This window comes from Actinosynnema sp. NPDC050436 (genome assembly GCF_040655415.1).
Lineage (GTDB): Bacteria > Actinomycetota > Actinomycetes > Mycobacteriales > Pseudonocardiaceae > Actinosynnema.
The window spans coordinates 416,904-442,255 of sequence record NZ_JBFAJV010000002.1 but is presented as its reverse complement, the minus strand read 5'-3'; the positions used below and the strand labels follow the sequence as shown (position 1 = coordinate 442,255).

The following is a 25,352-nucleotide window of genomic DNA, read 5'->3' as shown; positions in this document are numbered from 1 at the left end:
GGCTCGATGCACGGCGGCGCGTCGAACTCTGTGGTGCGTGGCGACGACGCGGCGGGTTCAGCGGTGTGCGGCGGCGGCGCGGCGAGTTCGGTGGTGCGTGGCGCGGTGGTGGGTTGTGCGGTGAGCGGGGTGTGGTGGTGACGGTGTTGCGGTTGGTGGTGGTGGACGACCACCCGGTGGTGCGCGACGGGTTGCGCGGGATGCTCGGCACCCAGCCCGACTTCGAGATCGTCGGCGAGGCGGCGAGCGGCGGCGAGGCGCTGACCGTGGTGGCGGCCGTGCGGCCGGACGTGGTGCTGACCGACCTCCGGATGCCCGACCCCAGCGGCGGGACGCTGATCCGGCTGCTGCGCGAGCGGGTGCCCGGGGTCCGGGTGCTGGTGCTCACCACCCACGACACGGACTCGGACGTGCTGCCCGCCGTGGAGGCGGGTGCGATCGGGTACCTGCTCAAGGACGCGCCGCGCGAGGAGCTGTTCCGGGCGGTGCGGGCCGCCGCGCGGGGTGAGGCGGTGCTGGCGCCGTCCGTCGCGGCCCTGCTGCTGGGCCGCATCCGGCCGCACCGGCCGTTGGGGGAAGCCCGGCTGAGCGCGCGGGAGCGGGAGGTGCTGGCGCTGGTCGCGCGGGGCCGGACCAACCGGGAGGCGGCGGCCGAGCTGCACATCAGCGAGGCCACGGTGAAGACCCACCTCCTGCACATCTACGCGAAGCTGGAGGTGCCGGACCGGGCCTCCGCCGTGGCCGCGGCCTTCCAGCGGGGCATCCTGACCTGAAGCCGGGGTGTGAGGTCGGCGATCGGGGTAGGCGGCCCGGAACAGCGGCCGGGTCGGCGGGCGAGGTCGGCGGCCCGGATCGGCAGCCGGAATCGGCAGCCCCGGTCAGCGGCCGGGGAGCCAGTCGGTCAGGGCCGGGGTGCGGCGGACCGCGACGAACACCGACCTGTCCCGGGTCAGCCGGTGCGGGTCGTGGAGCACCTGTGCGAGGCCGGACCGGTCGGCACGCCCACGTCCGGCGTGCGCCTGGTCGCCCAGTGCCGGACGCCGGCCAGGTCCACGAAGGACACCGTCACCGTGGAGCCGGTGGCGTGGCTGCCGCCCTCGCCGGTGGCGATCCGCACCCTCACCTCCACGACGTCCGCCGGCACGCGGCAGCCGTGCGCCGGCAGGCGGTCCCGTTCGGCGACCGCCTCGGCCTGCCGCCGGGTGTGCCGCACGACGAGCAGCACAACGAGCGCGGTCACCAGCACCATGCCCGAGGGCACCCACCAGTCGGCGTGGTACCTCAGCCACGCCCAGAAGCTCCACTGCTCGTCGTGGTGGAAGACCGGGTCGACCTGCGTGCTCACGGCCGGCGGGGGCAGCCACTCGCGGGACGAGACCCAGGTGCCGGCGGTGTGCGCGGCGAGCCCTAGAGGCACCGGGAACGCCGGCCGGATCGGCCGGCCGAGGTGGTGCCGCGCGGCGTTGGAGGCCACGCCGGCCGGCACCGCCGGGCTCCCCCGCCGGCGGTCGAGGCGCACACGCCGGGCCTGCGCCGGGCCCACCGTGTTCACGACGGGCCACCTCCGGTCAGGGCAGGAGTTCGAACACGCCGACGGCGTGCGGGTTGGCCCGGTCGATCCGGACGTGGTGCCGGGTCCCGGGCACGTACTGGGCGAAGGTCGTGTTCGGCACCAGGTGGGTGATCGTGGTCCGGTAGCCGGTCCCGTCCGCGCGGGTGACGTCGAGGACCGAGGTGTACTGCGGCTGGGCGGCGACCGTGACGCCGGTCGGGTCCAGGGTGCGGATGACGGCGGTGGCCGGCTCGCCGTGCTCGTGCAGCCGGCGCAGGTTCTGCCCGTACTCGTTGGCCAGGCCCTGCTGGCGGATCTGCTCCTCGGCGGGCAGGCCCGTGAACTCGACCATCGCCGGGTCCTGGCCCATCGCCCGGAACGCCTCGGCGGCCATGTCCGGCGTGGGCGCCTGCGGGTGGATGTGATGGCCCTGGCGGGCGGCCTCCTGCTGGAACTGCGCGGCGTGCCACTGGAAGTCCTGGGCGGCCCGCGCGGTCGCCTGCCGCGTCGCGTGGTCGATCTGGTCGCGGAGCTTCTTGAACACGGTGTGCCACCTCTCGGTCCGGCGATGTCGTGCTCCCATGCTGCGGCGCGGTGCTCCGCTACCGATCACAGGTTCCGGCCGCCGGGCCCGGTCAGCGGGTGGTGTCGAGGTTGCGCGCGAGGAACAGGAACAGCGCGAAGTTCGGGATGGCGGCGACCGGGTACTTGGCCGGTCGGCCGGTGCCCAGCAGCAGGTGGCCGGCGCTGGTCGAGAGCGGGCCGACCCCGCCCCACGGCAGGTGGCCGCGCGGGGTGCCGATCCCCGAGGCGGACAGCGACAGGTCGCCGAACCGGACCTCGCCGCCCGCGTTGATCGCCTCCACCGCGAGCGGGAGCCGCCGGTTGGCGATCTCCTCCTCCAGCAGCGGTCCCAGCTCGACGATGTCGGTGGGCAGCGGGTTCTTCTGCGCCTCGAAGCCCCGGAGGACGACGGTCGTGCCGTCGACGCCGACGAGCCGGAAGGTGTGGTCGGTGCCGATGTGCTGACCGCTGACGAACGTGTCGGTGGACGAGCGGTGCACGGCGGGGAAGTCGTCCCACCGGAACGCCCGGCCGGTGTTGGTCGCGCCGTCCAGCAGCAGGAAGCCCTCGCTGTACAGGTAGACCCGGCTGACCTGGTCCTTGCCCTTCTTCGCGGCCACCGCCCACACCGCGCCCGCGCCGGTGAGCGCGATGGCCGCGCCGACGCCGATGGCGAGCCCGGCTCTCCCGGTCGCCCACCAGAGCAGGAGCGCGGTCAGCAGTGGTAGCGCCGCCGCGAGGAGCACGAGCACGGCGTTGCGCGCGTCCGCGCGCTTGGCCCGCTGCTCGTCGCCGGGGGCGAGCACCCGGTAGAGCGCCCGGTGCGACCCCCGCACCTCGCCCAGCCCGCCCGCCGCCGCGACCCGTTCCACTTCGATGGGTACCGAGTGACGACCCGACATCCGCGCTCCCCCGAGGTCCGACGATCTTGCCGTCCGCCCATCATGGTGGGCGGGCGGCGGGATCCGCGTCAGCCTCCCGGCGGAAGTTTCCTGGGGACGGCGGCCCTGCGGGGTCGGTCAGCCGAACCGGACCACCAGGCCCGCGCGACGCCCACGACGCGGTCGCGGGTGCCCTGGTTGGTCAGGCCGTCCGCGATCTCGCGCACCACGTCCCGCTCGCGCCGTTCTCCGGCGCGGTGTGCACGTACTCGTCGAGGTCGAACGCGGTCACCACGACGACCTTCGACGTCGGGGCGAGCCGCCTGGTCACCTCCAGGCCGTCCAGCCCCGGCATCCGGATGCGGGCGGCCTCGCTGATCGAGCACCCGGCGCTGGGCGCGTCGCGTTCCCGTGGCAGGCGGGCGTCTCGGCCGGACTGGATGCCGGGCTAAATGCCGGGCTGGTGGCGGCGGTCCGCGCGGCCCGCACCCCGGTCGCGGCGGTCATGCGCGCGTGACCCCGCCGGGCGTGTCGACGCCTCCGGCACGCCCGGTACCGCCTCGGCCTGGCACCGGGCGACCGGATGGGGCAGATTGGACCAGGTGGGGTTGCGAGCAAGTCTCACGTTCCACCCGGTGCCGCACCCCGCGCGTTCCACCCGGACATTCCACCCCGGACAGAAGGGCGACCCCGTGGCCGATACCCAGTACCACGAACTCGGTGACTTCACGCTCCAGCACGGCGCGACCCTGCGCGGCGCACGGCTGGCGTACGCCACCTACGGAACCCTGAACGCCGACAAGTCCAACGCCGTCGTGTACCCGACGTGGTACTCCGGCAGGCATTGGGACAACGAGTGGCTCATCGGCCCCGGCATGGCCCTCGACCCGGCCGAGTACTTCGTGATCGTGCCGAACATGATCGGCAACGGGCTGTCCACCTCGCCCAGCAACACCACCGGCGGCTACGCCGGCCCGCGCTTCCCGCACGTCACGTTCCACGACCAGGTCGAGGCGCAGCACGACCTGGTCACGCGGCACTTCGGGATCGAGCGCCTCGCGCTGGTCACCGGCTGGTCGATGGGCGCGGGCCAGACCTACCAGTGGGCGGTCAGCCACCCCGACGTGGTCGAGCGGATGGCCCCGTTCTGCGGCTCGTCCCGGACCAGCGTGCACAACCAGGTGTTCCTGGAAGGCGTGAAGGCCGCGCTGACCGCCGACTCCGCGTTCGCGGGCGGCTGGTACGGCGACACCACGCCGGTCGTCGGGCTGCGGGCGCTGGCCCGGGTCTACGCCGGGTGGGGCTTCTCGCAGGCGTTCTACTGGGACCGGGAGTACGAGAAGCTGGGCTTCACCTCGCTGGAGGACTTCCTGTGCGGGTTCTGGGAGGGCTTCTTCCTCGACGGCCGGGACCCGAACGACCTGCTCACCATGCTGCGCACGTGGCAGACCGGCGACGTCGGCCTGACCCCCGGCTTCGACGGCGACACGGAGGCGGCGCTGGCGTCGATCCGCGCCACCGGCATCGTGCTGCCCGCCGAGAAGGACCTGTACTTCCCGCCGGAGGACGAGCGGTGGGCGGTGGGCCACCTGCGCAACGCCGAGCTGCGGGTGATCCCGGGGACGTGGGGCCACTTCGCCGGGTACGGCCGCAACGACGCCGACACCCGGTTCATCGACTCCGCGCTGCGCGAGCTGCTCGCCCGGCCGGGCGGCCTGGGCTGACCGCTGCCGACGCGGCTCGCGCCCGGCGCGGGCCTGCGTCGGGGCGGGTCCGCGTCGGGGCGGGTCAGGCCACCGTCAGGCGGAGGAGGCCGGCGGCGCGCAGGCGGGCGGTCTCCTCCACGTCGATGCTGACCCGGACCTGGGTGGCGTCCAGCGAGTCGCCGCTCAGCGCGATGAGCCCGATGACCACGAAACCCAGGGTCCGCAGCAGCATCGCCCACCCGGCCTTGGCCAGGCCGACCCGGCTGCCGTCCTTGATCCGGACCAGGCGGGTGCCCGACAGCAGGGCGCCCAGGCCCCGCCCGTCGCCGTAGAACCAGCCGTACAGCAGCGGCAGCACCACCAGCAGCGCCAGGGTGAGCAGGCCAGCGCCGACCGCGGGGTCGGCGGTCGGCGGCGCGGACGTGTAGTACGCCGCGCCCGCCGCGATCGCCAGGCCCGTCACCAGCAGGAAGTCGACCAGCCACGCCACGAACACCGCGCCCCAGGTCGCCTCGACGTAGAGGGTGCCGTCGCCGAACGCCCGGACGCGCGCGGCCGGCCCCTCGCCCAGGACGGCGGACGCCCGCGCCCGCGCGAGGTGCAGGGGACGCGGGCGCGCGCCCCGCTCGTCGGTGCTCATCGTCGTGACCTCCCGTTGTGCCGGGCCCGACGATAAGGCCCGGGACGCGGCCCCAGGCGGCGTTTCGGCCACGGTGGAACGTCATCCCGGCCACACCGGTCAGGGCGGGGCGGGCGAGGACCGGCGGGCCAGGTGGGACGAGCCCAGGCCGTGCAGGACCACGCTGCACAGCACGCACAGGACGGTGACCACCAGGATGGTGTCGGCGGCGGTGCCGTCCGGCAGGCCGTTGTAGGCGAGCAGGCCGAACACGATCGACGTCGTGCCGCGCGGGCCGAGCGCGGCGACCAGGAAGCGCTCCCGGCGGGTGAAGCGGGTGCCGAGCAGCGCCAGCGACACCGGGACCGCGCGCAGCACGGTGAGCGCGGCCAGCGCGAACAGCAGCGCCTGCCAGGAGAAGCCCCACCCGATCACCAGGACCGCGCACATGCCGACCACGAGCCACATCGTCATGCCCAGTTGCGCGCTGACGTCCTCCAGCAGGTGGAAGTCGCGGCGGGACCGGGCCAGCGCCTCGGCCGCCCCTCCTCCCTGCCGGGCCTTGCGGGCGATGAACACCCGGTGCGCGAAGCGGAAGGCGATCCCGCTCACGAACGAGGCGACGAACCCGTTGCCCTGCACGGCGACGGTGGTGAAGAAGGTCAGCAGCGGCACCGCGAGCACGAGGATGCGCCGCGACTGGTCGGTCATCCAGCCGGCCGTCGCGCACACGTCGACCAGCCAGCCCACGGTGGTGCCGATGAGCGTGCCCACCACGACGGCCTTGACCGCGAACGGGACGACGGTGGCCAGCGCCTCCAGCGGGGTGTGCTCCTGGAACCGGTCGCCCGCCAGGATCATCGCGAACAGGAAGACCGGGGTGACGATCCCGTCGTTGTAGCCGCCCTCGATGTTGAGCACGTTGCGCACCCGCCAGGACAGCCCCCGGTCGCGGACGACCCCCTCGGCGGGCGCGAAGTCGATCGGCACGACGACGCAGGCGAGCACCAGCAGCACCGCCCACGACACGTCCGGCAGCAGCAGCGCGCCGAGCAGCATCGCCAGCACCAGGCTCAGCGGCAGGGCGACCAGCAGCAGCCGGGCGGCGGTGCCGGGGTGGTTGCCCCACAGCCGCCCGCCGCGCACCTCGGTGGCGTCCACGAACAGCAGCACCGCCAGGATGACCTCGGCGACGAACTCGGCGGTCATCGTGTTCAGCGCGGCCCCGACGTCGTCGCCGACGAGGAAGCCGAGCCCGACGCCGGCCGCCACCATCACGACGGGTGCGCCGACGTTCCACCGGGACAGCCGGTGGGCGGTCAGCGACCAGAGGACGATGGCGGTCAGCCCGAGGATCGTAGTCATCGCGGAGCAGTTTCCCACGTCCGCGCGGGTGCGCCCGTCGTCGTCCCCGCGCGGTGCCCGTCATTCGTGGTCTGCGTCACTCCACTGTGTACTTGTTCCGGTAGTGTCCACTGTGCACGGAGCGAGCAGGTGCGTCACGGTGCCGCCCTGCGCCGACGGGTGCCGTCAGCCGACGGTGCTGCGGGTGCGGGCGTTCGCGTCGATGGTGTCGATCAGCCTCGGCAGCAGGACCTGGGGCAGGTCGTGGCCCATGTCGGGCAGTTCGAGGTAGGTGGAGCCGGGGACGGCGTCGTGGGTGGCGCGACCGCCGCTGACGTTGATGAGGCTGTCCTCGACGCCGTGCACGACCGCCGTGGGCAGGTCGAGTCGGCGCAGGCGCGGGGTGCGGTCGACGGCGCGGAGGACGGCGGTGAACTGGCGCTCGGCGCCCCTGGGGTGCAGGCCCCGGTCGAACGAGTCGGCGGCGAACTGCCGGCGGCGGGGGTGCTCGGCCTCGGCGTGGGTGCGCGAGCCGATGACGCGGTAGACCTCGGTGATGTGGTCGATGGCCTCCTCGCGGTCGGCGGGGGTGGGCCTGGTGACGACGGCCACCGCCTCCGCCGTGGGGCCGCCGACGCCCGGGTTGCCGGTGGTGCTCATGATGGAGCACAGCGTGGCGGCGCGCTCCGGGTGGTGGATGGCGATCAGCTGGGCGATCATCCCGCCCATCGACGCGCCGACGAGGTGCACGCGCGACAGGCCCAGGTGGTCGAGCAGACCGACGGTGTCGGCGGCCAGGTCCACCAGGTGGTAGGCCACGCCGCCGGGCGGGGTGGTGGCCGCGATCTTGTCCGACCGGCCGCAGTCGCGGTTGTCGAACCGGACGACCCGGTAGCCGCGCTCGCCGAGGGCCTGCACCACCTCCTCCGGCCACAGGACGAGCTGCGAGTTCAGGCCCATGATCAGCAGCAGCGGCTCCCCCTCGGGGTCGCCCTCGTCGCGGTACCACAGGCGGATGCCGTTGGCGGACGCGTAGTCGCCGGGTTCGTCAGGCATGGCCGGTCCCTCCCCATCGCCCCGCGCGCGGCCGGTCCACCGTCCGGTGTGGACGGTCCGGTGCCGCGAGGAGCCCGCGCCGCCGGGATCGGCGGCGGGACGACCCCATCGTGCTCGGCGCGCGCGGCCCGCTGACACCTCGATCACCCGGCTGCCCGGCGGAAATCACCCGGGCGGTTCACCGGTGCCGACCGGGCGGCGGTCGGCGGACCGCCCGGCGCAGGAGCGCCCGGCAGCCCGACCGGACCAGCGCGCGGACCGCGCCGGTGCGGCCACTTCCGCGCCAGTCCGCGAAAAGGCGGCTGCACAACGGATTCCGGCCCCGGGACGGCGAAGGCCGGAGCGGGTGGGGTCACCCGCTCCGGCCTTGACGCTCGTTGCGGCAGATCGGCGCAGTCAATCAGCGCAGCGACTCGGCGCGGTGACTCGGCGCAGGGGTCGGACGCAGTGGGTCGGACGCAGTGGATCGGACGCAGTGGGTCGGACGCGGTGCGTCAGACCTCCAGGAAGCGGAACACGGCGGCGCGGAACTCGTCGCCGGCCAGGGCGCCGAAGTGGTCGCCCGGCACGTGCTCCAGCTGCGCGCCGGCGACCCGCGCGACGACCTGCTCGACGCCCTGCGACATCGGGTCGCCCTGGCCCGCGAGGAAGAGCGTGGGCACCTCGGGCGCGGTGGCCGCCGGGTCGAACGGCTCGCGGGCCAGGCCCTCGACCACGTTCAGCAGCGACGCGGGGTCCTGGCCCTCACCGGACACCATGCCGGTGATCATGCCGGTCAGCGGGTCGGCCGGGCGCGGCCCGCCCTGGACGGCCGCGCGGGCGGTGTCGAGGTCGACCGCGCCGAAGGGCTCCATCGGGCTGAGGCCGCCGAGGACCAGGCGGCGCACCGGGAGGACCTTGCCGGCCGCGAGGTCCCAGGCCAGGCGCGCGCCCAGCGAGTAGCCGACGAGGTCGACCTCGCCGCCGCCCACGGCCTCGGCGACGCCCGCCGCGAGCCGCTGGAGCAGGTGCGCGGTGGTCACCTCGTCCGGCGACGCGACGGCGGGGCCGCCGACGTGGCCGGGCAGGTGCACGACGACCGCCGCGCGGCCCGCCTCGGCCAGCGGGGCGGCCCAGCGGTCGGCGGGCCAGTCGGACGCGCCGTTGGCGGCGAAGCCGTGGACGAACACGACGGGCGGGCCGGTGACCTCGGAGGTGGGCCGGGTGCTGGTGACCGGCAGCGCGACGACACTTGTCATTCTACGAGTGTAGACAATAAGACCCGGCCGGTCCAGGGACCCGACCCTCGATCCACGAGCCCCACCGGTCCGGGAACCCCGGGCCACGAGCCCCGGGCCGTCCGGCGACCTCAGCCCGCGATCCGCTCCATCAGCGCGTCGACGTACGCCCGGTAGCGGTCCGCCAGCTCCCCCACCGGGTGCATCAGGCTCGCCACGTTCGCACCGATCGTGACCGAGATGATCTCGTCCGCGAGCACGCCGGCCGCCGGGGAGCCCTCGGACTCCCCGCCGCCGCGCGCCGCCGCGATCCGGGCGGTCAGCTCCGCCCGCCACGAGGTGAGCAGGTCGCGGTACCGACGGGCCAGGTCGGGGTTGGCCACCGAGTGCTCCCACAGCACCAGCAGCACCCGCGCGGACGTGATCTGGTGCGCCTCCAGGGGCATCGCCCCGGTGACGAACCCCCGCAGCGCCTCCACCGGGCTCGCGTTCGAGTCCAGTTCGGACAGCCGGAGCGCGGTCGCCTGCAGCACGCTCTCGAACGTCGCCGCGATGATCTCGTCCTTGCTGGCGAAGTAGTGCTTGAGAGCACCGTTCGCGAAACCGGCCGCGGCGACGATGCTGCGCATCGTGGCCGCCTCGAAGCCACCCTCGGCGATGAGCTTCTTGGCGACCTCGACGATCTCGCGCCGCCGCTGATCATGGTCGATGACCTTCGGCATGGTGTCGACTCTAATGCACGCAGGTCACGCCGTGTCCCGAAGGCCGAGCCAGGCGGCGCGGCGCTCGGCCTGGCGGGCCGGGTCGGCGACGGGCGCGGCCAGCAGCAGCCGCTGGGTGTAGGGGTGCTCCGGGGCCTCGGTGACCTGGCCGGTGTCCCCCGACTCCACGATCTCGCCCTGGTACATCACCGAGACGCGGTGGCAGATCCGCCGCACGACGCCGAGGTCGTGCGAGACGAACAGGTACGACACGCCGGTGTCGCGCTGGAGGTCGATGAACAGGTCCAGGATCGTCGCCTGCGTGGTGAGGTCGAGCGCGCTGACCGGCTCGTCGCAGACGATCAGCCGGGGCCGCCGGACCAGTGCCCGCGCGATGGCGATGCGCTGGCGCTGGCCGCCGGAGAACTCGCTCGGGTACCGGTGCACCGAGTCGGCCGGCAGCCGCACGTGGTCGAGCATCTCGGCGACCACCGCCCGCGCCTGCGCCTTGCCCGTCCCGCCCACCTGGAGCGGTTCGGCGAGCACCTCGCCGACGGTCATGGTCGGGTCCAGGGAGCCGTACGGGTCCTGGAACACGACCTGGATGTCGTTGGCCAGCCGCCGCCGCTCGGCGCCGCGCGCGCGGGTGATGTCCTTGCCGTCGAACGTGATCCGGCCGGACGCGACGGCCGCCAGGCCCAGCACGGCCTTGCCCAGCGTCGACTTGCCCGACCCGCTCTCCCCGACCAGCCCGACGCACTCGCCGGGCCCGACGGAGATCGACACGCCCTTGAGCGCGCGCAGCGTCAGCTTGCGGTGCAGCCGGTAGTCGACCACCAGGTCCTCCACCGCGAGCAGCGGCGCGGTGTCTTCGGGCGCGGTCATCGTGCGTCGTCCTCTCCACCCGCGTGCGCGGCGGCCACCGGGGTGCGCTGCGCCCAGATCTCGTCCAGTTGCCGCCGGTCCTCGACGTCGTCCAGCGACGCGCTGATCAGCTCGGCGGTGTAGGGCTCCTCGGCGTGGTTGAAGATCCGCTCCACCGGGCCGGTCTCCACGATCCGGCCGTCCTTCATCACCACGACCCGGTCGCAGATGTCCGCGACGACGCCGAAGTTGTGCGTCACGATCACCAGCGCCATGCCGTACTCCTGCTGCAACTCGCGCAGCAGCTCCAGCACCTCCGCCTGCACGGTCACGTCGAGCGCGGTGGTCGGCTCGTCGGCGACCAGCAGCGACGGTCGCCCGGACACCGCGCCGGCGATCAGCACGCGCTGCGCCATGCCGCCGGAGATCTGGTGCGGGTAGGAGCGCAGCACCCGGTCGGGGTCGGTGATGCCGACCCGGACCAGCACCTCGCGCGCCCGCGCCCGCGCGTCGGTCTTCGACAGCCCGTGCACGTGCCGCAGCGGCTCGACGAGCTGGTGCTCGACGGTGTAGCAGGGGTCGAGGTTGCTCATCGGCTCCTGCGGCACGTACCCGATGGAGCGGCCGAGCAGCGCGGCGCGCTCGCGGGAGGACAGCTTGCTCACCTCCTTGCCGCCGACCCAGATCCCGTCGGCGACCGCCGTGCCGCCGGAGGGCAGCAGGTCGAGCACGGTGAAGATGGTCTGCGTCTTGCCGGAACCGGACTCGCCGACGATGCCCAGCACCTCGCCGGGGGCGGCGTCCAGGGACACGCCCCGCACGACCTCCTTGACGCCGTTCTGGGTCGCGTAGCCGACCCGCAGGTTCTCCACCCGCAGGGCGCTGCCCTCGGTCGCGTGCTGGTGCCCGCCGCTGGCGACGCGGTCGGGCAGGTCGGCGGCGGCCGGCGCGGCCAGCGCCTCCCTGACCCGTGCGCGGGCCCGCCGGGTCGGCTGCTCCGCGCGGACGCTGACCAGGTCGGCCAGGGTCGACCCGATGAAGGCCAGCGCGGCGATCGTGACGCCCAGGGCGATCGACGGCCACAGCAGGATCAGCGGGTAGGTGAGCATGTTCTGGAAGCCGTCGTTCATCATCTGGCCCCAGCTCGGCGTGGACGCCGACCCGATGCCGAGGAACTGCAGGCCCGCCTGCATACCGATGGCGATGCCGGCGGTCAGCGCCGTCTGCACCAGGATCGGCGCGTAGACCGCGCGCAGCATGTGCGTGCGCAGGATCTTCACGTTGGTCACGCCGGCGACGCGCGCGGCGTCGATGTAGGGCTCCTTGCGCACGGCCAGCGCGCGCGCCCGGGTGATCCGGTAGTAGCCGGGGGCCAGGAAGATGCCCAGCGCGACCATCAGGACCGCGAAGTCCTGGCCGGTGCCGGCGGCGACCACCAGCAGCACGATCATGCCGGGGACCGACTGGAGGGCGTCGCTGATCCAGGAGAGCACCCGGTCGGTCGTGCCGCCGGCGTACCCGGCCAGCACACCCGTGGGCACGCCGAGCAGCAGCCCCGCGCCACAGGTGATGACCGCGCCGAACAGCGTGGTCTGGGCGCCGTAGAGCAGCCGGCTGAGGATGTCGCGGCCGGCCGAGTCGCCGCCCAGCACGTGCCCGTTGCCGGGTTCGGCGTGGGTGAGGGTGAACTGCACGAAGTTCGGGTCGAACGGCGCGAGCCACGGGGCTAGCACCGCCGCCGCGACGATGACCAGCATGACGGCGAGCGCGACCACGCCGAGCGGGCGGCGCAGGTAGCGCCGCAGCAGCGAGATCCGTTTGACGGGTGCGAGCGTGGTGGGGAAGGGGGCAGCGGTCATCGGTCGCGCACCTTCGGGTTGACCCACCCGAGCAACAGGTCGAGCAGGAAGTTGACGATGACGACGAACACCACGGTGACGGCGGTCAGGCCGAGCAGCACCGGGATGTCCCCGATCTGCGAGGCCGACTGGGTCAGGCTGCCGATGCCGGGCAGGTTGAACACGATCTCGACGACGATGGCCCCGCCGAGCAGCCCGACGAACATCAGCGCGAGCACGGTCAGCGCGGCCGGCGAGGCGTTGCGCAGCACGTGCGTGGTGACGCGGCGGCCGGACAGCCCGCGCGCCCGCAGCGTGCGCACGAAGTCCTGGTTGGTGACCTGGAGGAAGCCGTTGCGCAGCTGCTCCGCGACCATGACGATCGCGCCGAGGGCCAGCGAGACCGACGGCAGGGTGATCGAGCTGAGCCACCCGCTCACCGACTGGTCCGGCGACACGTACCCGATCGCCGGGAACCACCTGAGGTTGATGGCGAACCAGGTGACCAGCACGAGGCTGATCCAGAACCCGGGCAGCGCGAACAGCACCACGGACGCGAGCTTGAGGCCCCGGTCGAGCAGCCCGCCGGGGCGCAGCCCGCAGACGATGCCCACGGTCACGCCGACGACGGCGGACAGCAGGGTCGCGAAGACCACGACCGACAGCGTCACCGGGACGCGCAGCGCCAACTGGTCGTTGACCGGCTGGAAGCTGCGCCACGAGGTGCCGAAGTCGCCGGTGGCGGCGTGCGACAGCCAGTCCCAGAACTGGACGAGCAGCGGCCGGTCGTAGCCGATCTTGGCGCGCAGGGCCTCCTGCTGGGCGGCGGTGGCGCTGTTGCCGAGCAGGCCGGGGGTCGGGTCCCCGACGGCCAGGTGCGCCAGGAAGAACGTGCCGCTGGTGACGACCACGAGCAGCAGGACCCCGGACAACAGGCGCTTGACGATGAAGGACAGCATAGTCAGTCGGCTCCTCACCGGCTCCTCGCCGGCGGGTCCGTCCGGTGTGGACGGACCCGCCGGAGCACGGGCGTCAGCCGCGCTGGATGAACCGCAGCGTCGGGAACATCATGCCGGTGACCGGCGTGACGGTGATCCCCTTGACGCTGAAGTAGGTGTTGTTCGCCTGGTACCACGGGGCCCACCAAGCCTGGTCGACCAGCTTGCCGTTGAGCTGCTTGAGCAGGTCCACCTGGGCCTGGCCAGGCTCCGCCTTCTCGACCTGCTCGACCATCGACTTGATCTCGGGGAAGGCGTCGACCGACGGGTTCGGGTTGTACCACTGGGCGGTGGTGACCTGGTCGGTGAGCGTGGCCATGTCGTTGCCCGCCAGGGCGATCACCGCGAGGAACATCGGGTAGGTCGGGGCGTTCTTCTGGTAGTCGGGCATGGCCATGTCCTGCCACTCGACCTTGATGCCCAGCTCGCCGAAGGTCTGGTTGGCCGCCGGCTGCCACGCCGCGAAGATCGGCGACATCGGCATCTTGACGCTGAAGCCGTCCGGGTAGCCGGCGTCCTTGAGGAGCTGCTTGGCCTTGGCCATGTCGGTCTTGTACTTGTCGTTCATCGACTTGTCGTAGACCTGGGCGTCGACCGAGAAGACCTGGTTGGTGACGGTGCCGGAGTCGTTGCCGACCGCCTTGAGGATGCCCGCCGAGTCGAAGGCGTAGCTGATCGCCTGGCGGACCTTCTGGTCACCGAGCGCCTTGACCTGCGCGCCGGTCCGGTCGGCGAACTGCACGCCGACCCAGGAGGCCGCCTTGGACGAGATGTTCCAGCCGTTCTCCTTGGCCTTCGGGAGGTTGGCCGCGTTGGCGAACTGGACGTTGAGCTGGCCGGACAGCATCGCGTTGAAGCTCGCCGTCTGGTCGGTGATCGGGAACAGCTTCACCGAGGGGAACGGGTAGGTGCCGGCGTCCCAGTGGTCGGCCTTCTTGGTGAAGACGTACTGCGACTGCGGCGCGGAGTTGGCCTGGTCGAACTTGTACGGGCCGGAGCCGGACGGGGCGGTGGCCAGGGAGCCGGCGGCGATCGCGGCGGGCGAGGCCATCCAGCTGCGGCCCAGGCCCATCTGGTAGAGCAGCGCGTCGTCCCGCTTGGAGAGCTTGATCTCCAGCGTCTCCGGGTCCTTGGCGGTGGCCTCGGCGACGTTGAGGTACGCCTGGCCGGAGCGGACGCCGGCCTTCAGGTGCTTGATGTTCTCGACGGCGGCCGTGGCGTCGAACTTCTGGCCGTCCTCGAACGCGACGCCCGTGCGCAGCTTCGCGGTCAGGGTCAGGCGGTCGGCCGACCACTCCCAGGAGGAGGCCAGCGCCGGCACCGGCTTGCCGTCCTTGTCCAGGGCCACCAGCGGGTCGTAGACGGCGGAGAGGTACGGCCCGTCGAAGCCGATGTCGGCGTTGGCCGGGTCCCATGAGGTCACGTCGAGGAACACCCCGGCCTTGAGCTCGTCCACGGCCGCGGTGGGGGCGTTGCCGCCGCCACCACCCGCGCTGGTACATCCGGCGAGCGCGGTGGCCGCTGCGGCGGCGACCGCGACCAGGGCCGCTGTCCGGTTCCTCGTCATGGAGTCCTTCTCTCGGGTGATGGACTGCCGGCGTGGCCACGTTCCGCTGGGGCGGGTCGCTCCGCGCCTGGTGCATTCTTAGATCAAGAGGTGAGACCTGGCTCACCGTGGTTCGGGATAGTCTACGTTCGTCGGCAAAAAAATCAACGGTTGACCGACTACAATTCGTCGCGGAAGTAACGGACTGTCAACGTTTTGGCCGCGAGAACGTCGCTCCGCAGGTCGCACATCGAATACCGACGACCGTAGACCACTCCCGACCGCCTCAGACGGCCTCGGCGACCAGCACGCGCGGGCTGCCCGGCAGCGCCAGCACCTCGCGGGCCCGCCAGCCGGTGCCCTCCAGCCACGAGCGCACCTCGGATTCGGGGTACACGATCGTGCCGTCGATGACGAAGTACTCGCCCGCGTGCAGGGCGTCGATCGGCCGCTGGCGCTCGTCGTCGTCGAGGAAGAAGTCGAGCAGCAGCAGGGTCGCGCCCTCCTTGGCCGCCGCGCGGGCGTTGGCCAGGATGACCTTGTTCTGCTCGACGTCGAACCGGTGGATCACGTGGTTGACCATGACGATGTCGTGCTCGCCGCCGGGGTTGGCGGTCGCCGTCTCGGCCGGCTCCACGGTGGCCCGGTCGGTGTAGCCCGCCGCCGCCAGCGCGTCGTTGATGCCCTGCGTGGACATCGGCGCGAACACGAACTTGACCGCCAGGTCCGGGTTGGCCTTCAGCGCGCCGATGGCGAAGTCCGGCGACAGCCCGCCCAGGTCCAGCATGGAGCGGTAGGACGAGAAGTCGAAGCCCCGCGCGAGCATCGCGGCGTGCAGCGAGTTGTAGGTCATCACGCCGGCCATGAACGTGCCCCAGCGGGCGTCGTCCATCTGGAGGTCGCCGGGCTTGGCGGTGTCGACCGTGGTGTCGAACTGGAGCCAGTGGCCGTAGCTGATCTCGTTGAGGAAGCCGAGGAACGGCGCGAGGTCGGTCGCGCCCGCCCCACCGAGGTACTCCCGGGCGTCGGCGGCCAGCGAGTACCGGCCGTCCTGGCGGTCGAGCAGGCCCTGGGCGTTCATCGCGTCGGCCAGGATGCGGACGATCTGCTCGCTGGTGCCGGTGGCCGAGGCCAGCTCGGTGACCGACCGGTCACCGTCGGCGAGAGCGCGGAACAGCCCGATCCGGGACGCGGCGAACAACTGCTTGGCACCCATGTAACCGATGGCGATGTCGACGATGCGGTCCGGTGCGGGTCCGGTCATGACGGCTCCTCTGGCGGAATGCGGGCGGCCTCGGACCGCCCAGGACGAGAGAGCGTTAGTCTACGCACGTCGATTAAAAGCGCCACCCCCTTCGCCGGGTTCTGCCGGCGGTCCACCCGATCGGGCCGCAACTCCCGTCCGACCGGACCCCGCCGAGTGGACGCGAGCGGTCCGACCGCGCGCTTCCGGTTGTGGTCCAAGGGGTTTATTTTCTACGCTTGTATACTGAACACCCGACCGGACCCCCGGTCCCGCGAGAGGAACCGACGATGACCTCTGCCCGCACCGTGCTGGTAACCGGAGGAGCCGGCGGCATCGGCCGCGCGATCGCCGCCGCGTTCGCCGCCCTCGGTGACACCGTCGTCCTCGCCGACGTCCACGGCGTCGAGGAGGCCGCCGCCACGCTCGGTGTGCGCGGGGTGACCGTCGACATCACCGACGAGGGCTCGATCGCCCGCGCGCTCGACGAGGTCGGCCGGGTGGACGTGCTGGTCAACAACGCGGGCATCCTGAGCGTGCACGGCCGGCTGCTCGACCTGCCGCCCGCCGACATGCTGCGCATCCTCCAGACCAACGTGCACGGCACCTTCCTGGTCACCCAGCAGGTCGCGCGCCGGATGGTCGAGGCCGGGGTGCGCGGCGCGGTGGTCAACCTGTCGTCCATCGGCGGCCGGCAGCCCACCCCCGGCATGGGCGGCTACGAGAGCAGCAAGGCGGCCGTCGACGCGCTGACCAGGTGGGCCGCCGTCGAGCTGGCCGAGAACGGCATCCGGGTCAACGCGGTGGCCCCCGGCCCGGTGCTCACCCCGATGCTCGCCGCCGGCCTGCCCGAGGGTTCGCCCGCCCGCCAGGCGTGGGAGAGCCGCATCCCGCTGCGGCAGCTCGCGGCCGTCGAGCAGGTGGCCGCCGCCGTGGTGTTCCTGGCCGGCGACTCGGCCGCGCACATCACCGGCACCAGCCTGCCGGTCGACGGCGGCCAGCTCCTCACCTGACCTCGGACGTGCGGCAGAAGGGCCGGCCCCCTCGGGGACCGGCCCTTCTGCCGTGTGCAGCCTGTGCTGTTCAGACGTGCTGGTCCTAGACGGCGGTGGCGCTCGAACCGGTGCGCTCGAAGACCACCCGTCCACCCAGGACGGTCAGGTCGACGGCCACGTCGGGCAGCTCGGCGGCGGTCAGCTCCAGCGGGTCCGCCGCCAGCACGCACAAGTCGGCCGCCATGCCGTCGGCGAGGGTGCCCTTCCAGTCGGCGGCGCCGTCCTGGATCGCGGGGTGCACGGTGTAGCAGCGCAGCAGCGTCTCCAGCCGCTGCCGGGGGTCCGCCGCCGGCCCCATCCACCGGTCGGCCGCCGCGATCTCGCGCCGCCAGTCGGGCGGCAGCACGGGCGAGTCGGAGGTCAGGCACAGCGGCACGCCGGCGTCCAGCGCGGCCTGGAACGGCCACGCGCTCTGCGCGCGACCCGGCCCCATCGCCGCGTCGACCACGCCGACCGTGCGCACGGCGATCCCCGCCTGCGCGGACAGGCCGACGCCCAGCCGGGCCATCCGGGCGAGCTGGTCGGTGCTCACCAGGTCGCCGTGGATGACGTAGTGGCCCAGGTCGACGTCGTGCTCGGCGCGGGCGCGCTCGACCGCGTCCAGCATCAGCTCGATCGCCCGGTCGCCGGTCGCGTGCAGGCCCACCTGGAGGCCGGCGTGGTGGGCGTCGAGGACCATCCGGGTCAGGTTCGCCTCGCGCTCGGCGTCGTCGCCGCCCGCGACGAGCAGCTCCGCGCGCGACCCGTCGGCGTAGCAGTGGTGCGTGTAGGCGGAGCGCATCGGCGGGATGCCGTCGGCGAAGATCTTCACCCCGGTGAAGTTCAGCCGCTCGCGGTCGGGACCGGTACCGTCCACTGTGGCCAGTCCGGCGCGGAAGTCCGCGAGCGTGCTCGGGCCGTCCAGCTCGCCGTAGAGCCACAGCGCGGTGACCCGCGCCCGCAGCAGGCCCTCGGCCGCCAGGTCGCGGTACTGCTCGACGACCGACGTGCCGAACGCGCCGGTGCTGCCGGCGTCCTCGCCCGGCCCCAGGCCCGGTTCGGTGTAGCTGGTGATCCCCAGGCCCGCCAACAGGTCCCCGGCGCGCAGGATCGCCGCCCGGCGCTCGGCCGGCGTGGTCAGCGGGCGCTCCGGGGCCATGCCGGGCGCCCCGCTGTCGCCGAACAGCGTGTGCGGCCACAGCGCGCCCAGCCAGGTCGCGTGCAGGTGTGCGTCGTTGATGCCGGGGATGACGGCGCGACCGTTGAGGTCGACCACGTCGGTGCCCGGACCGACCAGGTCGGCGACGTCCGCGTCGGTGCCGGTGCGCAGCACGCGCCCGTCCCGGACGGCCAGCGCGGTGGCGGGGCGAGAGCCGGCCAAGGTGTGGACCGGTCCGCCGCGCAGGACGAGGTCCGCAACTGATGTCCCCACTGGCGCTCCCTGTTGTGTCCGGGGTCTCGACATTTTAGTCGACATCCGTAGACTAACCCACCGGGTGGCCTTCTTGCGCCTCCCGCCACCGGAAGGAGCCCGATGTCCGTCCCGACCTCCACCCGCGCGGCGGTGCTGACCGAGCACGGCGAACCGCTGCACCTCACCGAACTCCCGCTGCCCGCCGAGGTCGAGCCCGGAGCCGCTCTGGTGCGCGTCTCGTGCGCCACGCTCTGCGGCACGGACGTCGAGATCTGGTCCGGGAAGATGAGCTTCCCCGGGATGCTGCCCATGGTGCTGGGGCACGAGATGGTCGGCGAGGTCGTCGCCGTCGGACCCGGCACCCGGGACGCGCTCGGCCGGGACGTCCCGGTCGGCGCGCGCATCGGCTGGTCGGAGTCGACGTGCGGCGAGTGCTACGGCTGCACCGTCCTGCGCGAGCCCGTCGCGTGCGCCAAGCGCGGCTACGGCTTCCTCCAGCGCTCCGACGTCCACCCGTACGCGACGGCGGGCCTGTGCGAGTACGCCTACGTCGTGCCCGGCGCGGCGAAGCTGCTGCTGCCCGACGACCTCCCGGACACCTGGGCGGCCATGGCCGGGTGCGCGGCCAAGACCGTGCTGCGCGCCTTCCACGGTGTCGGCGGCGTCGCGCCGGGCTCGCGCGTGGTGATCCAGGGCTCCGGCGCCCTCGGCGTGTTCGCCACCGCCGTCGCCCGGATCTCCGGTGCGGGCACGGTGATCACGGTCGGCGCGCCCGCGTCCCGGCTGACCCTGGCCGGCCGGTTCGGCGCGGACGCCACCGTCGACATCGCCCTGGGCTCGGACGGCGTCGTCGAGCGGGTCCGCGAGCTGACCGGCGGCCACGGGGCCGACCTGGTGATGGACTTCGCCGGCGCACCGTCGGTCGGCCACGAGGCGGTGGCCATGGCCGCCCAGCGCGGTCGCGTCGTCATCGTCGGCACCACCGGCCCCGGCTCCGCGCCGCTGCCGCTGGGCACCGTCATGGGCAAGGAGCTGACCGTCGTCGGCTCGCTCAACGGCGACATCGCCGACTACCACCGCGCCATCGAGTTCTTCGGCGCCTTCGGCGACCGGATGCCGTGGCACGAGCTGTTCGGCACCCCGGTCGGCCTCTCGGCCGCGTCCGACCGGATCGAGGCCATGCACCGCCTCGACGAGGTCAAGGCCGTCATCGACCCCCGTCTCCCCTGACCCCGTAGGAGGCACACCGTGTCCGCCTTGCCCCGCCGCCGCGTGGGAACGTCCGACCTGGACGTGTCACTGCTGTCCCTCGGCTCCTGGCACACCTACGACCGGATGGACTTCGCCGACGCCGTGGCGATGATCCGCGCCGCCGTGGACGCCGGGATCAACCTGTTCGACGTCGGCGTCTACGGGTTCCCCGGGATGCCGCCGGTGTTCACCGACGTCATCTGGAGCGCGATCATGCGCGCCTCCGGCATCTCGCGCGACGACTACCTGGTGTCCGCCAAGCTCTGGATCGAGGGCTTCGGCGACGAGGGGTTCCGCCCCCAGCTGCGCAACGCCTTCCTGCGCGGCGGTTTCGAGGTCGCCGACCTGGTCGTCCTCGGCGACCTGCGGCGGGACGACGTCGCCCTGGAAGACCTGGTCGACGACCTGTCCGGGCTGGCCCGCGACGGCCTGATCCGCGCCTGGGGCGTCAACAACTGGTCCGCCGGCAACATCCGCCGCCTCCAGGAGATCGCCGCCGGGCGCGGCGTGCCGGGCCCGCAGATCGCCCAGCTCAAGTACAGCATCGGCCGCCGGTCCATCCCGGACGGTGAGCCGTTCGGCAAGCTGTTCGCCGAGGGCTTCACCATGCAGGCGTCCGACGTCCTCGAAGGCGGCATCCTGGCCGGCAGCGACGGCCAGAGCCGCGAGATCGGCCGCGACCCCGGCGGCATCCGCGAGGCGCTCAAGCAGCACGCCGCCGGCATCGCCGAGGTCGCCGACAAGCTCGGCACCAGCGCGGCGCGGCTCGCCGTCGCCTTCACCCTGACCCACCCGGCCAACGTCACCACGCTGTTCGGCGCGTCCCGGCTCGCGCAGCTGGAGGACAACCTCGCCGCCGTCGACCTGGTCGAGCAGGTCGGCGCCGAGGAGCTGCGCTCGCTGGTCGAGCCCTTCTGGGCCGACCGGGGCGTGGTCGACCCGGAGGGACCGTGACCAACCGAACCACCCCCGAGGAGCCTGCCGTGACCTACCCCCCGGTCCCCTTCGACGCCGAGATCGAGCCCGCGCTCGCGCAGATCGTGTCGCCGGACGCGCCCCCGTTCACGCCGGAGACGATCCCCGGGATGCGCGCCGCCATGGCCGCGATGTTCCCGCCCGCCGCCGAGCAGGTCGGCGACGCCCCGGTGCACGTCGCCGAGTGGAAGGTCCCCGGCCCCGAGGGCGCACCGGACCTGGAGATCACCGTCATCTCCCCGCGCGACGTCGAGGGCCCGGTGCCCTGCCTGTACAACATCCACGGCGGCGGCATGATGGTCGGCCACCGCAACATGGACGTCGGCCGGCTGCTCGCCCTGGTGCTGGAGCTGGGCGTCGTCGCGGTCAACGTGGAGTACCGGCTCGCGCCCGAGCACCCGCACCCCGCGCCCGTCGAGGACTGCTACGCCGGTCTGGTGTGGACCGTCGAGCACGCGGCCGAGCTGGGCATCGACCCGACGCGGGTCGTGGTGATGGGCGGCAGCGCGGGCGGCGGCCTGTCCGCCGGCGTCGCGCTGCTGGCCCGCGACCGGGGCGGCCCCGCGCTGGTCGGCCAGCTCCTGCTGTGCCCCATGATCGACGACACCAACACCACGGTCGCCAGCCACCAGTACAGCAACCTGGGCACGTGGACCCGGGAGACGAACCTGGCGGGCTGGCAGTCGCTGCTGGGCGAGGACTACGGCACCGACGCGGTCTCGCCGTACGCCGCGCCCACCCGCGCCACCGACCTGTCCGGGCTGCCCCCGGCGTTCATCGAGGTCGGCAGCGCGGAGACGTTCCGCGACGAGGACACCCAGTACGCGCTGCGGATCTGGGAGACCGGCGGCCAGGCCGAGCTGCACGTGTGGAGCGGCGCGTTCCACGGGTTCGACATGTACGTGCCCGAGTGGCACGTCAGCCGGATCGCCATCGAGACGCGCACCTCGTGGCTGCGCCGGGTGCTGGGGCTGGTCGCGGGATGAGCCCCGACCGCTACCCGCCCGTCCCCTACGACCCCGAGCTGGAAGCGGGGCTGGCCGCGTTCCTCGACATGGTCGAGCGGATCCCGCTGCGGGCCGACACGATCCTGGCCAACCGGGCGCACTTCGCCACCATCGTCCCGCCGGTCGCCCAGGTGGTCGGCGACCGGCCGGTCGAGGTGCAGGAGCACGTCGTGCCCGGCCCGGCCGGTGCGCCCGACATCGAGCTGACGGTGGTCCGGCCGCGCGGCGGGGTCGTGGACGCGCCCGCGTTCTACGGCATCCACGGCGGCGGGATGGTGCTGGGCAACCGGTACTTCGGCATCGACGGCCTGATCGAGGACGTGCTGCGGTTCAACGCCGTCGCGGTGTCGGTCGAGTACCGGCTCGCCCCGGAGCACCCCGCGCCCGCCGCCGTCGAGGACTGCTACGCGGGCCTGGTGTGGCTCGCCGAGCACGCCGCCGAACTCGGCGTCGACCCGGACCGGGTCGTCGTCACCGGGGCCAGCGCCGGCGGCGGGCTGTCCGCCGGGGTGTCGCTGCTGGCCCGGGACCGGGGCGGCCCGGCGATCGCCGGGCAGGTGCTGATGTGCCCGATGCTCGACGACCGCAACGAGTCCGTGTCCACCCGGCAGTACGACGGTCGGGGCGCGTGGGACCGCAACAACAACGACACCGCCTGGAACGCCATCCTCGGTCCGCTGCGCGGCACCGACCAGGCGTCGCCCTACCAGGTGCCGGCCCGGATGGCGGACCTGTCCGGCCTGCCGCCGGCGTACGTCGACGTCGGCGCGGCGGAGATCTTCCGCGACGAGGCGGCCGAGTACGCGTCGCGGATCTGGGCCACCGGCGGGCAGGCCGAGCTGCACATCTGGTCGGGCGGGTACCACGCCTTCGCCGGGTTCTCCCCGGACGCCGTGGTGTCCCGCGCGGCCGAGGCCGCCCGGCTGTCCTGGTTGGAGCGGATCCTCGGTGCCCGATGAGGCGGGCGCGGTGAGCCGGGTCGCGGGGCGGGCCGGGTGAGCCTGCGCCGCGTCGCCGTCGTGCTGGGCCTGCTGGAGACCTTCGGGCCCATCTCGATGGACCTCTACATGCCCGCGCTCCCCCGGCTCGCCGCCGACCTCGACACCAGCGAGAGCCTCGCCCAGGCGACGATGTCGGCGTGCATGTTGGGGCTGGCCCTCGGCCAACTGGTCGTGGGCCCGCTCAGCGACCGGTTCGGCCGGCGGCGGCCCCTGCTGTTCGGCGTCGGCCTGTTCGCGCTGCTGTCCCTGGCGTGCGCGCTGACGCCGTCCATCGAGCTGCTGCTGGCCGCCCGGTTCTTCCAGGGGCTGTGCGGCTCGGCGGGGATCGTGATCGCCCTGGCGGTCGCGCGCGACCTCACCGACGGCGTGGAGCTGGTGCGGCTGCTGGCGATGCTGACCACGGTCGGGGCCCTGGCGCCGATCGTGGCACCGGTCATCGGCGGCCAGCTCGCGCCGATCATGGGGTGGCGCGGCATCTTCGGCGTGCTGGCCGGGATCGGCGTGGCGCTGTTCCTGCTGGCGCTGACGTCGTTGCCGGAGAGCCTGCCACCCGGGGCCCGCTACGCCCAGGGCGGCGCGCGGCAGTTCGGCGCGGTGCTCCAGGACCGGATGTTCCGGCGCTTCCTGGTGGTCGGCGCGTGCGGCGGCGTCGCGTTCTTCACCTACCTGGCGTCGATCAGCTTCGTGCTGCAGGACAGCTACTCGCTCAGCCCGCAGGTGTTCAGCCTGTGCTTCGCGGGCAACGCGGTGATGGCCGTGGTGGGTGCGCAGGTCAACCGGGTGGTGGTGCGGCGGGTCGGCCCGGCCCGGATGTACGCGGTGGGCACGACGCTGGGCGCGGTGGCGGCCCTGGCGCTGCTGGCGTCGGTGCTGCTCGGTCTCGGCCTGGTGGCCCTGCTGGTGTCGCTGGCGCTGATGATGCTGGCCAGCGGCGGCACCCAGTCCAACGGGTCGGCGCTGGCCCTGGCCGACCACCGGGACCGGGCGGGCACGGCGGCGGCCCTGCTGGGCACGACGTCGTTCGCGCTGGGCCCGCTGGTGGCGCCGCTGGTGGCGCTCAGCGGCACGAGCCCGCTGTCGATGGCCGTCACGATGGCCGTGGCGTACGGCGCGGCGGCGGCCCTGGTGTGGCTGGCGGTGCTGCCCCGGCTGCGCCGCAGCCAGGTCGAGGCGGAACGGGTCGAGGTGGTCCCGCCGGGCCCGCTGTGACCGCCCGTCCGGCCGGCTCGCGGGGCGTCGGCCGGGCGCACCACCGGTCCCGGGCCACCCGGCCGATGTGCCGGGTGGCCCCGGACCGGGGTCAGAAGTGGTCGGCCGCCGTCAGCTCCTCCTCGAACGCGTCCGCGCTGGCCACCAGCATCGTCAGCGGGCGCTCGAACTCGTCCCGGACGCCGCCCAGCTCCTCCAGCAGCACCGTGTGCTTGAGCAGGGCCACGCCGTCCACCACGGCCGCCCCGCCGACCAGCGAGGTGCCGGCCAGCTCCAGCAGCCGCGCGTGGTCCACGGCGTCCGCCCGGCCGACCGCCGAGGAGATCTCCAGCCACGCCGTGCCGTTCTCGTCGCTGACGTGGTGCACCGCGACCTGCTGCGTGCGCCCGCCCTTCGCGTCCAGCCGGAACCGCAGCCAGCTCTCGGACTCCTCCAGCACCTCGTACCGACTGCGCACATAGTTGATCACATTGACCCAGGTGGTCACCGTCGTCGCCTCCCGCGTCCGGCCGCGCCCCCACCGTAGTACGTGGCGGTGCGGGGACCGGGCACCGAGGTCGCCGGCCGCCGCGCGCCGGGCGCTCAGGCGGGCTTCTCCCACACCGAGACGTGCTGCCGGCTCTCGGCGGTGAACGGTGCGCGCGTCCAGCCGTCCCACCGCTCGCGCAGCCGCAGCCCCGCGATCCGGGCCATCAGGTCCAGCTCGGCCGGCCACGCGTACCGGAACGGGATCGAGCGGTACGAGCCCCGGCCGTCGACCACCTCGACGTAGTTCGAGCTCATCTGCTGCGTCGCCACGTCGTAGAGGTCGAACGCCCACCGGGTGGGGCTCACCTGGAACGGCACGGCCCGTTGGCCGGGCGGCAGCGCGCGCAGCTCCGGGACCATCACCTCGACGACGAAGCAGCCACCGGGCTCCAGGTGCGCGGCGGCGTTGCGGAAGCACTCGACCTGCGCGTCCTGCGAGGTCACGTTCATGATCGTGTTGAACACCAGGTAGGCGAGGGAGAAGGTGGTGCCCGCCGTGGCGGACGTGAAGTCGCCGACGGTCACCGGGATCGCGTCGCCGCCCGGCTTGGCGCGCAGCTCGGCGACCATCGCCCGCGACAGGTCGACGCCGTGCACGGGCACGCCGCGCGCCGCCAGCGGCAGGGCGATCCGGCCGGTGCCGATGCCCAGCTCCAGCGCGCGGCCGGTGCCGGCCAGGCCCGCCAGGAAGTCGACCGCCGGACCCACCACCGCCGGGTCGAACACGTCGGCCGACGTCTCGTCGTACTGCGCCGCGACGGCTCCGCCGAAGTACCCGTCCTCATCGGTCACCGCCGGACCGTA

The 25,352-nt window shown here is 73.3% G+C and carries 24 protein-coding genes and 1 pseudogene; 8 read left to right on the top strand and 17 right to left on the bottom strand.

Going from position 1 to position 25,352, the window contains the following annotated elements:
- Positions 1–143 precede the first annotated feature (143 nt).
- Positions 144–773 carry a response regulator transcription factor gene (locus AB0I60_RS06190; RefSeq protein WP_360726827.1) on the top strand — a complete coding sequence of 210 codons (630 nt, stop codon included), beginning with the start codon at positions 144–146 and terminating at the stop codon, positions 771–773.
- Positions 774–949: 176 nt separating this feature from the next.
- Here AB0I60_RS06190 and AB0I60_RS06185 read toward each other — a convergent pair whose 3' ends face one another.
- From AB0I60_RS06185 to AB0I60_RS06170, 4 genes and pseudogenes are all read right to left on the bottom strand, one after another.
- Complete coding sequence (locus AB0I60_RS06185) at positions 950–1,552, bottom strand: hypothetical protein (protein WP_360726138.1); 603 nt, start codon at positions 1,550–1,552, stop codon at positions 950–952.
- A gap of 16 nt (positions 1,553–1,568) precedes the next feature.
- Entirely contained in the window at positions 1,569–2,096 is a 528-nt protein-coding gene (locus AB0I60_RS06180) for a hypothetical protein (RefSeq protein ID WP_360726137.1), read from the bottom strand.
- Between the two features lie 91 nt (positions 2,097–2,187).
- On the bottom strand, positions 2,188–3,018 hold the full coding sequence (locus AB0I60_RS06175) for a DUF6585 family protein (protein WP_360726136.1): 831 nt from the start codon (positions 3,016–3,018) through the stop codon (positions 2,188–2,190).
- Positions 3,019–3,229: 211 nt separating this feature from the next.
- Positions 3,230–3,358: pseudogene (locus AB0I60_RS06170) on the bottom strand (DNA-binding response regulator); the annotation flags it as partial.
- Between the two features lie 331 nt (positions 3,359–3,689).
- Here AB0I60_RS06170 and AB0I60_RS06165 point away from each other — a divergent pair.
- Positions 3,690–4,721: an alpha/beta fold hydrolase gene (locus AB0I60_RS06165; RefSeq protein WP_360726135.1), complete on the top strand. Its 1,032-nt coding sequence runs from the start codon at positions 3,690–3,692 to the stop codon at positions 4,719–4,721.
- 64 nt (positions 4,722–4,785) lie between these two features.
- On the opposite strand, the gene AB0I60_RS06160 is transcribed toward AB0I60_RS06165, so the two are convergent.
- The 10 genes from AB0I60_RS06160 to AB0I60_RS06115 all read right to left on the bottom strand — a co-directional run bounded on the left by AB0I60_RS06160 (position 4,786) and on the right by AB0I60_RS06115 (position 16,150).
- Positions 4,786–5,343, bottom strand: a complete 558-nt coding sequence (locus AB0I60_RS06160; protein WP_360726134.1) for a hypothetical protein — start codon at positions 5,341–5,343, stop codon at positions 4,786–4,788.
- 99 nt (positions 5,344–5,442) lie between these two features.
- Positions 5,443–6,687 carry a cation:proton antiporter gene (locus AB0I60_RS06155; RefSeq protein WP_360726132.1) on the bottom strand — a complete coding sequence of 415 codons (1,245 nt, stop codon included), beginning with the start codon at positions 6,685–6,687 and terminating at the stop codon, positions 5,443–5,445.
- A 165-nt stretch (positions 6,688–6,852) separates the two neighbouring features.
- Positions 6,853–7,722, bottom strand: a complete 870-nt coding sequence (locus AB0I60_RS06150; protein ID WP_360726131.1) for an alpha/beta fold hydrolase — start codon at positions 7,720–7,722, stop codon at positions 6,853–6,855.
- A 494-nt stretch (positions 7,723–8,216) separates the two neighbouring features.
- The gene (locus tag AB0I60_RS06145; protein ID WP_360726130.1) at positions 8,217–8,960 is read right to left on the bottom strand and encodes an alpha/beta fold hydrolase; all 744 of its coding nucleotides are present in this window, start codon (positions 8,958–8,960) and stop codon (positions 8,217–8,219) included.
- Between the two features lie 110 nt (positions 8,961–9,070).
- A complete protein-coding gene (locus tag AB0I60_RS06140) occupies positions 9,071–9,661 on the bottom strand; it encodes a TetR/AcrR family transcriptional regulator (protein ID WP_360726129.1) in 591 nt (196 codons plus the stop codon).
- Positions 9,662–9,685: 24 nt separating this feature from the next.
- On the bottom strand, positions 9,686–10,525 hold the full coding sequence (locus AB0I60_RS06135) for an ATP-binding cassette domain-containing protein (RefSeq protein ID WP_360726128.1): 840 nt from the start codon (positions 10,523–10,525) through the stop codon (positions 9,686–9,688).
- Positions 10,522–12,363 carry an ATP-binding cassette domain-containing protein gene (locus tag AB0I60_RS06130; protein ID WP_360726127.1) on the bottom strand — a complete coding sequence of 614 codons (1,842 nt, stop codon included), beginning with the start codon at positions 12,361–12,363 and terminating at the stop codon, positions 10,522–10,524. Before AB0I60_RS06130 ends, AB0I60_RS06135 begins: the two co-directional genes overlap by 4 nt.
- The gene (locus AB0I60_RS06125) at positions 12,360–13,301 is read right to left on the bottom strand and encodes an ABC transporter permease (protein ID WP_360726126.1); all 942 of its coding nucleotides are present in this window, start codon (positions 13,299–13,301) and stop codon (positions 12,360–12,362) included. Before AB0I60_RS06125 ends, AB0I60_RS06130 begins: the two co-directional genes overlap by 4 nt.
- Positions 13,302–13,374: 73 nt before the next feature.
- Complete coding sequence (locus tag AB0I60_RS06120) at positions 13,375–14,907, bottom strand: ABC transporter substrate-binding protein (protein ID WP_360726125.1); 1,533 nt, start codon at positions 14,905–14,907, stop codon at positions 13,375–13,377.
- A 265-nt stretch (positions 14,908–15,172) separates the two neighbouring features.
- Positions 15,173–16,150, bottom strand: a complete 978-nt coding sequence (locus tag AB0I60_RS06115) for a methyltransferase dimerization domain-containing protein (RefSeq protein WP_360726124.1) — start codon at positions 16,148–16,150, stop codon at positions 15,173–15,175.
- A gap of 269 nt (positions 16,151–16,419) precedes the next feature.
- On the opposite strand from AB0I60_RS06115, the gene AB0I60_RS06110 reads away from it, so the two are divergent.
- Complete coding sequence (locus tag AB0I60_RS06110; protein WP_360726123.1) at positions 16,420–17,142, top strand: SDR family oxidoreductase; 723 nt, start codon at positions 16,420–16,422, stop codon at positions 17,140–17,142.
- 85 nt (positions 17,143–17,227) lie between these two features.
- Here the strand turns inward: AB0I60_RS06110 and AB0I60_RS06105 are convergent, their stop codons facing one another.
- The gene (locus tag AB0I60_RS06105; protein ID WP_360726122.1) at positions 17,228–18,595 is read right to left on the bottom strand and encodes an amidohydrolase family protein; all 1,368 of its coding nucleotides are present in this window, start codon (positions 18,593–18,595) and stop codon (positions 17,228–17,230) included.
- A gap of 102 nt (positions 18,596–18,697) precedes the next feature.
- Between AB0I60_RS06105 and AB0I60_RS06100 the strand changes: the two genes are divergently transcribed.
- The 5 genes from AB0I60_RS06100 to AB0I60_RS06080 are packed head-to-tail and all read left to right on the top strand — an operon-like array spanning position 18,698 to position 24,020.
- Complete coding sequence (locus AB0I60_RS06100) at positions 18,698–19,807, top strand: zinc-binding dehydrogenase (RefSeq protein WP_360726121.1); 1,110 nt, start codon at positions 18,698–18,700, stop codon at positions 19,805–19,807.
- A gap of 18 nt (positions 19,808–19,825) precedes the next feature.
- Positions 19,826–20,782, top strand: a complete 957-nt coding sequence (locus AB0I60_RS06095) for an aldo/keto reductase (RefSeq protein WP_360726120.1) — start codon at positions 19,826–19,828, stop codon at positions 20,780–20,782.
- 29 nt (positions 20,783–20,811) lie between these two features.
- Positions 20,812–21,789, top strand: coding sequence for an alpha/beta hydrolase (locus AB0I60_RS06090; RefSeq protein ID WP_360726119.1), 978 nt, complete (start codon positions 20,812–20,814; stop codon positions 21,787–21,789).
- Positions 21,786–22,769, top strand: coding sequence for an alpha/beta hydrolase (locus tag AB0I60_RS06085; RefSeq protein ID WP_360726118.1), 984 nt, complete (start codon positions 21,786–21,788; stop codon positions 22,767–22,769). The genes AB0I60_RS06090 and AB0I60_RS06085 overlap by 4 nt, the downstream gene beginning before the upstream one ends.
- Before the next feature lie 36 nt (positions 22,770–22,805).
- Positions 22,806–24,020: a multidrug effflux MFS transporter gene (locus tag AB0I60_RS06080; protein WP_360726117.1), complete on the top strand. Its 1,215-nt coding sequence runs from the start codon at positions 22,806–22,808 to the stop codon at positions 24,018–24,020.
- A gap of 91 nt (positions 24,021–24,111) precedes the next feature.
- On the opposite strand, the gene AB0I60_RS06075 is transcribed toward AB0I60_RS06080, so the two are convergent.
- Both AB0I60_RS06075 and AB0I60_RS06070 read right to left on the bottom strand, forming a co-directional pair.
- Complete coding sequence (locus AB0I60_RS06075; RefSeq protein ID WP_360726116.1) at positions 24,112–24,507, bottom strand: hypothetical protein; 396 nt, start codon at positions 24,505–24,507, stop codon at positions 24,112–24,114.
- A 95-nt stretch (positions 24,508–24,602) separates the two neighbouring features.
- A complete protein-coding gene (locus AB0I60_RS06070) occupies positions 24,603–25,340 on the bottom strand; it encodes a class I SAM-dependent methyltransferase (protein ID WP_360726115.1) in 738 nt (245 codons plus the stop codon).
- Positions 25,341–25,352 lie beyond the last annotated feature (12 nt).